Origin of the sequence: Bacteroides sp. NSJ-39 (genome assembly GCF_014287315.1) — a bacterium.
In the GTDB taxonomy this organism is placed as follows: Bacteria; Bacteroidota; Bacteroidia; order Bacteroidales; family Bacteroidaceae; genus Bacteroides; species Bacteroides finegoldii.
In genome coordinates this window covers 77780-91272 of record NZ_JACOOB010000011.1, presented here as the reverse complement: position 1 = coordinate 91272, position 13493 = coordinate 77780, and the positions used below count along the sequence as shown (strand labels likewise).

7 protein-coding genes are annotated in these 13493 nt (G+C 39.4%); all 7 read right to left on the bottom strand.

Going from position 1 to position 13493, the window contains the following annotated elements; genetic code table 11:
• Window positions 1-9: 9 nt before the first annotated feature.
• Complete coding sequence (locus tag H8S63_RS13375; protein ID WP_255467662.1) at window positions 10-2292, bottom strand: DUF4955 domain-containing protein; 2283 nt, start codon at window positions 2290-2292, stop codon at window positions 10-12.
• Between the two features lie 99 nt (window positions 2293-2391).
• Window positions 2392-4320: a PL29 family lyase N-terminal domain-containing protein gene (locus H8S63_RS13370; protein WP_186927073.1), complete on the bottom strand. Its 1929-nt coding sequence runs from the start codon at window positions 4318-4320 to the stop codon at window positions 2392-2394.
• 28 nt (window positions 4321-4348) lie between these two features.
• The gene (locus tag H8S63_RS13365; protein ID WP_186927072.1) at window positions 4349-5209 is read right to left on the bottom strand and encodes a PL29 family lyase N-terminal domain-containing protein; all 861 of its coding nucleotides are present in this window, start codon (window positions 5207-5209) and stop codon (window positions 4349-4351) included.
• Between the two features lie 12 nt (window positions 5210-5221).
• A complete protein-coding gene (locus tag H8S63_RS13360) occupies window positions 5222-7183 on the bottom strand; it encodes a PL29 family lyase N-terminal domain-containing protein (protein ID WP_186927071.1) in 1962 nt (653 codons plus the stop codon).
• A 20-nt stretch (window positions 7184-7203) separates the two neighbouring features.
• Window positions 7204-8355, bottom strand: coding sequence for a DUF5017 domain-containing protein (locus H8S63_RS13355; protein ID WP_186927070.1), 1152 nt, complete (start codon window positions 8353-8355; stop codon window positions 7204-7206).
• Between the two features lie 43 nt (window positions 8356-8398).
• Window positions 8399-10207 (bottom strand): RagB/SusD family nutrient uptake outer membrane protein, encoded by a 1809-nt coding sequence (locus H8S63_RS13350; RefSeq protein ID WP_186927069.1) that lies wholly within the window; start codon window positions 10205-10207, stop codon window positions 8399-8401.
• Window positions 10208-10244: 37 nt separating this feature from the next.
• Entirely contained in the window at window positions 10245-13424 is a 3180-nt protein-coding gene (locus H8S63_RS13345) for a TonB-dependent receptor (RefSeq protein ID WP_186927068.1), read from the bottom strand.
• Between the last annotated feature and the right edge of the window lie 69 nt (window positions 13425-13493).

Here is a 13493-nt window from a genome sequence, read left to right as displayed (position 1 = left end):
CCAGTATTATTATTTCAAAGCCCTTAACCAAGCTGGTACTGCTCCCAGACGTTTCTCCAACTGTGCCTCATAAAGAGACTCGGGAGTAACCCTCGTTCCAGTACTTTCTTCATAAGTAAGCTGTTTTTCCTCTTGTGAGAATGTCACGGCCTGGCCATGAGTACCGACTACGATAGGCGGATAAATCTTCCACCACTTATCTGTATTATTCCACCAAGTGAAATTAGTAGAAAAGTCTCGCTTCTGTTCATCAATTGTTCCGGTCACATTCAGATTCCATATAGTCAAATCACTCAAATGATTCGGCGCTTCATCTTCTGCGCCACCTGCATGATAACGAACCAACCCACCACTACAATTATCAAATAGAGTAGCACGAGGTTGTGTGGCATGAGATTCGAAACAAGCATTACTACCCCAGTTCGAATTCCAAATCACATTACCAATACTTGGTTTGGAAACACCACATCCATGCCACTGACCTTGACCGATAACTCCGTATTTATTAGCCGTTCCATCTTTGCTTTGATCATTTATCTTACCAATGAATATACGTGTCGAACCGGCAGCACGTACTGCTCCATGCCCACGATTACCTCTGATTTCAATATTATAGGCAGAGCAATTGGCTGATTCGGAAATAGTCAATGCCTCACTTACACTCTCAAAATCTACATTACGTACCCAGGAATTAACTAATCGTACCATAGCGATCGGTCTATATTCTTGATCATATCGCCATGCATCTACGTTACTCGGTGCACCATCACCGTGATGATAATAGGGAGTGATTGCCTGGCCTACGAAAGTTAAATCCTCTATTCCCACATTTTCGTAATACTTATATTCGCGAATTTCCCAACCCAAACAATCGTCATACTGGGTGTCAATATCATGCATAATCGGTTCATAGAAAACAACGCGATTACCACCGACTGATTTTATTTGATGAAATTCCGTAACTTTAATTCCGTAATTATCATTAGATTTCTCTGCCGTAATAGGAACAGGCTGTTGTTCTATTGACCACGAGCCGGTCGGGGTAATAGGACCAAGTTCTTTTGCCAATAAATCTTTATTACCACTCCGCAAACGTAACTGTACCCATTTACCCGGCTTCAATCCGGTAGTTGAAGAAACCACAAGATTAGACTCACCTTTCTTCGCATTTTCTACAACATTCGCCAATAACGGAGAATGTCCTGCATTATTCGGGCTATTAGTATGTTTGATACTTAACATAGGAACATTAGTAGCCTCCGTATCTCCATTCGGCGTTTTCATCACCAGCCGAGTCAATTGAGGACCATCCCCCTTGATAATGAAGTTTCCTCCTAAAATATCATAAGGGAAGTTCTTTCCAGCTTCTTCATGCAGAACATACTCACCTGCAGGAAAGTAAATCACAATCTTGGCATTCGCATTAGTAGCATTCGAAGTCGTTTTACGAATAAGTTTATTTTCATCCAATATACGAATAAAAGCTTCTAAAGCAGTAATATTCTCCTGTTCCATGCGTTGTTTCACATTACAAACCTTATACCCCCAAGCAAAACCATCCTTAGGAGCAGTTTCACCGTGATCATATCCGGCATACGAATAATCCAGCAACACATTATCATCACTATTCATTAAAAATTTCTTCCATGCCTGTGCCGTACCATTATTAACCGTATTCAGTTTAAGTATACCGTTACCCGCACGAGATTCTAAAGTAATAGTATTGGTTACTTCATCTAAAATAACGGAACGATAAAGAGAAAAGTTAGCAGCCGTTTTCTCAGCCAACGATGGAGCAATATTATTACCTAAACGTTTCCATTGAGTTCCATTGTAAGAAACCTGCCAATAACCGTCTTTACCTAATGCAATTTGAGGAGTAAATATACCTTTCCCCGTCTTGCTTAAAGCAGGAGCAGGATTTCCTTGCAGGTCAGTAAGGACAGCTGAAGTCCCGCCTAACAGATAATTCCAATAACCATCTTCGTCAATACTCAGAAGAGGAATATCTTTATCTTCAGTAGTCTGAGCATTAGCGTCTACAATCTGTTGATTGCTAAGTTGCAATTTATAGAAGCCTTTACTATCAGTGATATAATCAACAATCTCCGCTTTATTATCCATCATGGCCTGATAGGCGGAAATATTAGTGTTGTATTGAGCAATAAGTTCCGTTAACTGTTCAGGTTGCTCTGGAATAGGTTGATTACTTATTACTTCATCATCTGAACAAGATATAAATGACATAGCAATAAATAAACAAGTAGCCAAATAGTGTAAACGATATTTCATGTTTTTCGAATTTAAGTGGTACAATAAGAAAAGAAGAATCTGCCAGCTTCTATTCATGCCAACAGACTCTCCTTTATTTATTCTAATCTGTTGCAACAACTATTCGATTGTTGCACCTATGCCTTGATATTCAGGCTTAAGAGTGTATTTACCTTCGGTATCAACAAGTGTGCCATCAACAAACGGAGTTGTTAACTCTGGGATTATGACATTATCCTCAAAAACCTTATTATCTCTAAAAATACCCCATATCAACGGATTGTCTTCAATAGTTGTGAATACTTTGTTATTGGAGATATCTTCAATATCAAAAGTCTCCATACTTCCTAATTCTGATAAGAAGCTAGCCGTTGCATTTTTATTTGCTATAAGAGCTACATCATACCAAACTAAATTATTCTTCATCTTCCATCCTTTCCTATAAGGTATCTTCATAAGACCAGAAGTAGAGTTATCATGATTCAATAATGTATTTATCAAGGTATTATTCTCAATACAAACATCTATTCCATCCAGCACAGTGGCTTTAGCTGTTGTCATTAATGGAGTTAATGAAACGGCTTTATTTTCTGTTGTACAGTAAAATACATTATTACGTATCGTCATATTGCCATATTGTCCTTGATCATATCTTAAAAACAAGGCTGTCCGATCTTCTTTAGCTTGCTGTGCCGGTATCGCTATATGGCAAGATTCTATCAATAAATTCTTTATACCAGATTTAGCGTTATTGAAATTTGAGAAATTTTTGTCTACCATAAACTCGATTCTACAATGATCAAAATACAATCTCTCAATTATATTCCCAGATAGATTAAACCAATAGACACTACTAGTTCCTTCTGATGACAAAGAAACACCTTTACATAAGAAGCCTATGCCTTCTGCTAAATTTCCTAAAGAGATATTACCTGTGGTAGATATTTTAGAAGAATATTTATTATCTTTCCTTTCTGCAATCAAAACTAAATCAGTAACAGGACCACTTTTTTTCACAGTAGCACCATCTGCAATAAAATAAACACCTGTGGCAGGAACAGTTTCACCATCTTGAAGTAGTTTCGCATCCGGATAATCAAACTTATTAATCACCACATCCCCAATCTTGATATCAAATCCAGCCTGATACTCTGCCCAGTAACTGTCCGAAATCGTTTTAGCCTTTATTTGATCAGTAGCTGTATTTACTCCATGAGTGACTTCTACCCTAATTGTACATTCACTCGGAGTGGAAGGAGGAGTTACGGTTACGGTAACTTCCGTAGTACCGGCTGAATACTCTGAAACTTTCGCATTCCAATCTGCCGGAGCATTTACCCTAACCAAATCACCATCTGCCAGATTCACTTTTACCGTAAAAGAAGATTGACCACCGCCTGCTACACTCCAAAGCCCATCTGTTGTTCCTTCAGGTATATTAATCACACATTCCAAACCTTTCACAACAGGAATCTGGTAAACTTGATCGCCAATCATAATATTGAAATAGCCATCTTTCACCTCTACTCTATTTATCAACGGAGTATTTTCATTTACTCCTTCCGCTAAGCCATTTTCCAATACTTTCCAAGTAGAGCCATTGTCATAGCTGACGTACCAATACTTTTTATTTCCCGCATCCGAATTGGCTCTGATTTCAAATTTGGGGGTAATCGTTGCATCTTCACCGTTTTCCGCTTTAGCACGCCATTCGGTTTTATTTCCGGCGATTACCCAATAACCGTCCTCACTAATTTCAATAGACGGATAATTACCTCCTACCTCGCCCTGCGTCAATGTCAATGTCTCACCATTGCTTAAAGTCAACGTATAGGTGTCACCATCAATGGAATAATCTGTAATCGTTTTATTGCCATCCAATGCTACACGCAAGATATTCATCTCATCGTTCAACCGTTGTACTTGTGCTTCCACACTCGCCACACGGTCTTTCAAGGCATCAATGTCCTTTTCCAAATCGTCTGTGTCACACGCAACAAAGACTAGTGCCAACAAACTGAATAATATGAATGATTTATAGTATCTCATAATAATTTCTTTACTTTATTGATTCCACTTATTCACTAACTGTCACTTTCAACGATTTAATCAAACGATAGCCCTCTTTAGAGAATATCTGAAAATGAACATCATACACTCCCGGATCTACCCCTGTCGTCTGAATAGTCAATGACGTATCGGTCAAATCTATCGTCAGCGGTGTAGGATCAATGATTATCTTATCCACATTAATCTGTTCTACTTTCAACTCTTTCAGAGTATTCTTCGCAATCGTTACAGAAGTCAGACTAGTTGCTCCATCTGCAAAAGTCATATTCAGTCCTCCCAACAGAGGAATATCTGTTATACCTCCTCCTGCAAAAGAAAAAGTCATTACATTATCCTTGACTACCACATCCGCAAATATACTTCCGGGAATCTTTGTAATATCCGCAATGTTATAAGGTCCTCCGATACGCTGTGTTTCGCCACCTGCAATGGTATAACACCAATAGCCCTCTTCATCAATTGAGATCGTCGGCGTTTCACCGTCTTTTCCGTCTTCAGGCTTTGCTTTACTCGGTAACGTTATTGTTTCGCCATTGAAAGTATAAGTCCAATAACCGTCTTCACTGACTCCCAACACCGGTATATCCTCGTTAGGCAATCCGCTATAAACGGTCAATTCCGTACCGTCACTCATTTTCAAGGTATAGTTACCTTTCTCATCCATAGAATATCCAGTGATAAGAACAAGCCCCTGCATAGCGTCTTGGAAAGAGCTAATGCTTGTATTCAGACTTTCCAAATCATTGGTTAACGCATCTAGGCGAGCATTCAGTTCATCAATGTTTTTACGTATATCATCCTTATCATCACACGCTGTAAAAGTAATGACAGGCAATAGGATTAATAGTAGTATTAATATCTTTTTCATATTATCTTAGTTTTAACGTTGAGCACCGTAGGCTTTATATTCGTCTTTAGGAATAAATGTGCCGGTTGATTTATCAAAAGTCACAAACATATCTTTAACAACGATCAACTCAGTCATTGTTGCTGGGCGTTCGCTTCCAAAACATAACTGGAATGTCTTCATCGTTGCATTGCCATTATACCCATAATTAGAACTTCCTTCTGCTACATAATCCTCCTTCTTAGGAATTCCTCTAAGTAAAACTGTAGTAGTAATAGGAGCTGGTTTAATAAACTGTGTAGCAGGATAACTTTGCCAATACAGATTTTTATTAAATGTTACTTTTCCTATACTGCTTGCCCAAACAAGTCCAGTAACGCCACTCGTACCTGTAGATTCCACATCGACAAATGTATTGGAATTCATTATTAGTTCTTTAATTATTTTATTTTGACCACTAAATACTTTAAAATTTGTCATATGATTTGCATATTCTTGTGTCTTTGGAACATCTCCCGAATAATAAACTATATTATTTTCAAACGTAAGAAGATCACAATCCATATTGAACATTATATTCATTCCAGCTCCAGATTGTTCTATTTTTATTTCAGAGTTCCTCATTTCAAAAGAAACTAAATGATCAGTACTTGCTACATCCGGAATCATCAGACCTTTTCCTATTGACAAATTATTTACTTTACAATTATCAAGTGTTATTTTACCAACAGTTCCTTTCGCACGTAATGGATATTGGTTCTCAATAGAATTATTTAGATTCACATTTTGAAAAGCCAATGTATTCGTAAAGTATATTTGGGAAGTAATTATTAACTTTATATCAGAAACTTCCTCCGTATTTGGCAATATAACAAGGCTTTCAACACCAGAAATACCCAAACTATAAGTCAACCTCTTGCCACTTTCTGAAATGAAATAAACGCCACCTTCAGTCAATTTACCATCAGCAGGAACAGCTTTAACATCACCGTATAATTCTCTTGTTATTTCCAATCCACCTACACGGATCGTTTGACCATCATTATATCTTTCTTCATTTGTGTTCAGTTCTTTCGGTGTCTTCACCTTTATCTTATCTACCGCCCACAATGAACCTTTCTGTACTTGAACAGTAATATCGGAAGTGTTATTCGCAGCAGCACGAGTATTCATAGTCTTGATTGCAGCGGCAGGAGCATAGATATACAATTTATAATTGTTACCTTTATCATCCGCAGTTTCCAGCTCACTCAATGTCGCCCTCCAACCTTGTGGATAAGTAACTTGCGGATTTTCACCAGTTATCTTCACAGGCACTTCTCCTCTTGCACCTTTTTCAATTACCCAGAAGCCCTCTGCATCTAAAGTTATATCAGTCTTATCAATAGCGCAAGCTAAATCGGCAACAATAGGAAGTGTATGTACCGTGCCATCTGTCATTGTTACCACAAAATTATCATCTACCACTTCGGCTTTCACAAAAAACTGATCGCCCAAAGAACCGTCAGCCACATTTTCACCGCCAAATACAGGCTCCCAAGCACCGTCACCAAAGCGTACCTGCCAATTGCCATCCTGCACACGGAACTCAGGATAACCTTCACCATTCTTTCCCGGCTCACCTACGGCTATCACACCGGTAGGTTCTCCATTGATGTACCACATTTTATCTTCTCCTACTGTAACTTCAGGCTCATTTATAGTTCCCGGTTTACCAATAGTCAGTGTCAATTCCGTACCATCACTCAGAACAATCTTCTTCTGCGTAACCTCTCCATTATCAGTTACATTCTTCACCTCACTGATTGTCTTATTCTGAGGATCAAGAATATAAGCTATCACCGCCAAATTATCATTTAATAATTTCACCTGTTCCTCAATAAGCGTCACCCTATCTTTCAGGCCGTTCACATCATCTTTCAAGTCATCCGTTGTACAACCTGTTACGGCAAAGACCATCAAGAAGAAAAGTATATACGATTTTATGTACTTCATAATCTGTATAGTATTTAAAGTTATTCTGTTACATTGATTATCAACTCACAAATCTTAGATGCCTCATGTGCATAACTAAAATTATTCATCAGGAATGTAGCGGTATAAGTACCCACCTGATCGTATGTATAACTATAAGTATCCACATCCAAAGAAACATCTTTTACTTTCACGGATGAATCCACTTCCGGACATTCTACTAAGTTAATATAGTCGGAAACAAGCCAACTGTACTTCCATGGATTACCGGCTGAAGTTCCATTGATAACCATTCCGCCACTTGCTATACCGGTCAAGTTCCACAAACCATTTACACCACCGGTAGTGACAGAACCATATTCACGATCTGTTGGCATATAATCCTTATTTTGGTCCTTAAACTCTGTCTTATTTTTCATATTTAGTGGAGTAAAGCCAAATGAGCTTGCGTAAAGCTTTGTTACACGACCATTTTTCCATTTAGTTTCTACGTGCATATCCTGCACATGAAAAGTGGACTGAATAATTGTACTTCCGTCTGGATATGCAGCAGAACCTTTAGGATCGAATGGAGCTTCTTTTTCATCCTTATTCACAACAAAAGCTACAGTTAACTTTTTACCAATATAATCTTTTACAGATCTCTCACAAGGAGTAGCTTGTGTAGCATTCGATACCGGTTTTTGCGGCAACTCAGCTCTAGGAATAAGTACTTCCCAAGGTGTTTGTTTTTCTACTAAAATAGAATCCGCTTCAAAATTAGTCTTACTCAAACCAGGAAAGACTATTGTTTGTCCAGGATTTGCCGGGTCTTCTTTTTCAGCTAAATACAAAACATCAAACATATCTCTGCAAGAATTGAGTTCACCTGATTCGCCTTTTCCATACTGTGCCCAAACGGAAAACTTCAAAATACAGGATTCAATATCATCCACATTAATCTCTTTACGGTCACGATAAATATATTGGTGACCTATCTCCCCACTAAAGAAAGATACATAATCCGGATCTCCATGCAAAAGGAATTCTATTGGTGTTCCCTTCTTTACTGTCAGGATATTCCCTTCATATCTTACATTTTCGTTGGTAGCCACACTTACGCTGACATCGGTCAGATCCCGATCCAATTCTTTCTCACATGAAGTGAACCAAAGAGCTCCCAAACCTAACAATAATAATTTATATGTTTTCATCGTCATATTCTCTTCTTAAGTTATTAATGAAAATAAAAGCGGATTACCAACCCGGATTATTAGTCGTTATCAATTTGTTCACAGCACGCTCTGCATCCGGAATCGGGAAATACCTATAAGCAGAAGTCACACGGAAGAACTGTACCACCTGCGAAGCCTGATTCCAAAGATTCCCGACTTGAGCCTCCTCAGCCTGTTCGTTCATTCTTTCTACAAACTCTCCCCAACGAATTAAGTCAAAACGACGTGTATACTCAAAACACAATTCCATTGCACGTTCATCTTTAATGGCTTCACGGAATTTTGACTGTGTAGCCAGTGAAGGAATATAACGATCGACATTTACCCCAGCACGCTCACGCACCTCCTTCAAACAATCTTGAGCCAACTGTGTAGGGTAACCATAATACTCATTCTCAGCCTCAGCAACCATTAATAATACATCTGAGTAACGAAGAATCGGGAAATTAATAGAAGTAAGATTCTTATTTCTTTTTGCAGCAGGTTCATATTCACGACGGAACTTAGCACAACAGAGATCTCTTCGCTCCAAACCTGCCGTTTGTTTTTTATAAACGTCTCCCCTCTGACTTCCTTTACTAACAAATTGAGTACCGTCATCCGCACCTTCATAATCATAAGATTCATACCAATCAGAACCTGTTACTACTTTATACAATTCCTCAGTTTCAAAGGTTCTTCCCACAATACCAACCTTACCCTTAATATCTTTATCAGCATCAGAATCAAGAGCACGATAAGTAAAAGGTGCTATATTCCATGTGAAACGTTTCATATCACCATGACTCTTATACAAGTTATAAAGTTTCGGAGTAGACCAAAGGAATCCGTAAGAGTATCCCGGATCTGCTTTTCCCACCAAACTAGATTGAGAAGAAAAGTCCGAACATTGAAGCCCGATTGTATTACCAATACGTCCTTCCGAGCGAACATCACCCGTACCGTCACCGGCAAACTCAGCTTCCCAAATACTTTCATTCTTACCGGATGTATTATATTTATTAGAACACATATCAATAAATACATCCCAATAATTAGTAGAAAGATCGTGACCCTCACCCATTACCAACTGTCCGAAATGACTGGCACGTTCAAAGTAAGATTTCGCTTCCGCAGGTTCCGGTTGGTCATCACGATTATGCTCACCTGCCCAGAACAAATAGACACGCGCCAGAATTCCCCATGCGGCAGACTTTGAAATACGATTAGGCTTATATCCCAGATCTTTGGCTGAAAGTAAACCTTCATCGGCTGCCTCTTCCATCTCTTTCACTATAAACTTATAAATCACATTTTTGTCGGTACGGGCAATATCTTTGTCAGTTACAGTACCGGATGAATAAGTAGATTCCAATTTCAAAGGAACATCTCCCCAACATTGAACCAGATTAAAGTAATAGAATGCACGCAGGAAACGAGCCTCCGATTTATATTGGGCTGTTTTTTCCGCACTCATACTCGGTACATTGTCAATATGTTCAAGTAGCATATTCGCACGTTCGATACCACTATACAAATCCGCCCAGAACTGTGTAACAGCAGCGTCACTGGTTGTCGTATTGTTACAAATCAAACCTGTATTAGAAATACGTCCGGTAGACCCGCCATAAAATTCCAAGTCGTCACCGCCTGCAAGAACCATGTAATCATTACCATAAAAAGAGGTCTGCGATAGATTTGCATAAATACCGGTCAGGAAATTGGAAACTTCCGTTTCATTTTGGAAGTAATTTTCCGGAGTAATCTTATAAGGCTCCTTTTCCAAAAAGTCACATGAGGCCATCGTACATGCGGCTACCAAAGAAAGGAATGTTATTTTTATCGTTTTCATAAATTCTTCTTTATATCTATTATCTGATCAAATAATATTAAAATCCTAAATTGACTCCGAAGTTGATTGCATAAGCTCTCGGATAAGCAGAGTAGTCAAGTCCCGGCGTTAAAGCACCGTTACGGATAGACACTTCAGGATCATAACCGGAATAGCCGGAGATTGTCCAAAGATTCTGCCCTGCCACATATACACGGGCATTGCCGATTCCCCACTTCTTAATTACTTTCTTCGGCAGAGTATAACCTAATGTCAGAGTTTTCAGACGCAGGAAAGAACCGTCTTCAATCACACGCGAAGAAACCACTTTATTAGAACTTGAGTTCTTGGCAACCGGAATATCACTATACGGATTTTCCGGAGTCCAACGGTTGGCATAACTTGCATATTGGTTCAAATTACGTGAGTTGTTCACGTTTTCAAAGAACAAACGGTTGGCATTCAAAATATCGTTTCCATAAGACCATTGGAAGAAAATACTCAAGTCGAAGCCTTTGTACTCAAAATCATTCGTGAAACCACCCGTATGAATAGGCAAGCCACGTCCGATCATCGTACGGTCGTTGGTATCTATCACACCATCACCATTCAGATCTTTATATTTCGGCATACCCGGCTGTGTATTACTTTCGCTGGAGAAGTAAGGAACACCCGGACGCAACACATACGTATCACCTGATTTGTAGAAATCCTCGTATTTATAAGTACCTTCATACTGATAACCGTACATCATACCCATTGAATAACCCTTCTTGGCAATATAAGTAGGTTGCGTATTGTAGGCCTGGTCGAAATAAGCGGCAGTCAGCAATGATGTCTGGTTTTCAGCCAGCTCCAGCACCTCATTCTTATTGAATGCAATATTGAAGTTAGTACTCCATTTAAAACCGTTTTTCTGGATGTTTACTGTATTCAAAGTAAATTCCACACCCGAGTTACGTACTTTACCCACATTTTTCATTGCACTCTTGAAGCCTGTCGTGTAAGACAAATCGGCATCCAACAGCAGGTCACGGGTAGTCTTCATATACCAGTCAACATTGATCCCGATGCGTTCGTTAAAGAAGCCCAGATCCAAACCGACATTCCATTGTTCTGTTGTTTCCCATTTCAGATCCTTATTTAACAAGGAGATAGGCACCATACCGATACTGTTCAAGTTATTCTCAAACGGATATACACCTGTCTGAACATTATTTGAAGTTGCCTTCAACATTTTCAATAAAGCATACGTTTCATACTCGCCTACACGGTTGTTACCTGTCAACCCCCAGCTTGCACGCAACTTACCGCTAGAGATGACGGATTTATATTTGCTCATGAAATTTTCTTCAGTAAAGTTCCATGCCAAAGAGCCTGAAGGGAAGAAACCGTAACGGTTCTTTTTAGCAAACTTAGAAGAACCATCGACACGGAAAGACGCTGTCGCATAGTACTTCGATTTATAATTATAATTCACACGTCCCAAATAAGACATCATAGACCATGAAGACTTCTCCGAACTTGTAGTAGCGGGAATACCTTCGCTCATACCTGCCATTCCCATCGATTCATTCGGGATGTTGGTTGTTTTGAAAGAGTAGTATTCATAATCCGAATTCTGCAAGGTAACACCCAGCAAAGAATTAAAGAAGTGTTTCTTCTTTATATTAGTCTGATAAGTCAAGACATTCTCGTTCAACCAAGTCAGCCGTTGATTGCGAACCACCTGCGCATTTACCTTATCTGTAGAAATAGGGCTACCGTAACGTGTCTTCGAGTTATTGAAGGTATCATTGTTACGGGCGTCGTATGTATAGCCTCCCGACACTTTCAACTTCAGACCTTTAATGAATTCATATTCCACAAATCCGTTCAACTGAAGATTGTTCGTATAATTCTTACGGTATTCATTCTTTAATGACATAATCGGATTGAAACGATAGTCATTCGTCGGCTCTACCGATGAATCGAGTGCGTTATCCATCAATGTGCTCAATGGAACATCCGGTTCAGTCACAGGACGATATCCCCATACACTATAAAACAAGTTATTCATACCACTGGATGAATATAAAGAGGTAGAACTACCTGTCTGGATAGCACGTGAATAGTTAGCTGTTATGCTCATATTCAGTTTACCGCGACGGACTACCGTATTCATACGTGTCTGGAAGCGTTTGTAGTTTGAGTTCAGCACGATACCGTCCTGGTCAAAATAAGAAGCGGAAGCATTATAACGGACGCCTTCCGTTCCTCCCATCAAGCTGACGTTATGACTCTGCTGCCAAGCGGTACGGAAAATTTCATCCTGCCAGTCATATTGTGCAACATTGCGATAATCTTCCAATGTCCATTGCTTACCTTCATATTCTTTCAGATAATTTTTCTTAGTATCTGCCGGAAACATTTCGTTCTGCAACTTTACAAACTCGTAGGCATCCATCATAGGAATGGTATTGGTAACTTTTTGCACACCGAAACTTCCATCGTACTTAAGCTGCGGCTTTCCAATCTTACCTTTCTTTGTAGTCATGATAACAACACCGTTAGCACCACGTGCTCCATAAATAGCCGTAGCCGAAGCATCCTTCAGCACATCTACTGATTCTACATCGGAGGGGTTAATGGTAGCTGCGATAGTCGGATCTTCTACAGGGAAACCATCAATGACATACAACGGAGAGTTGTCTTGAGTCAAGGAGTTATTACCACGGATAACGATATTCATCGTTCCACCCGGCATACCTTCGCCTGAACTCACATTTACTCCGGCGATACGTCCTCCCAATGTCTGATCGAATGAAGAGGAAGGGGTTTTAAGCAAATCTTCCATATTTACCTTTGCCACAGCACCGGTCAGGTCTTTCTTCTTGACCTCCTGATAACCAACGACAACGACTTCGTCCAACGTTTTTGTATCTTCTTTCAATACAACAGACATAGGTTTCGATACATCAACCGGCAACTCCTGCGTCGTGTATCCGATAAAAGAGATAACAAGAACAGACTTCTTGTTGGGAACATTAAGTGAGAATTTACCGTCGAGATCGGAAATCGTACCTTGTGTGCCTCCTTTTACTTGGATGCTTGCACCAGGAACCGATTCTCCTGTTTGATCGATGACAGTACCCCGTACCAGTACTTGGGCCACTGCAAGAGAGAATGAAAATAAGGTTAACAGTAACACACTGAGACCTCTCTTCCATGATAACTTAAATTGGAATTCGGTTTGCATACTATTCGTTTTACATTTAAAATTAGATTAGTCAATGCGCAAATTTAAAGATACATCCACAATTTTACC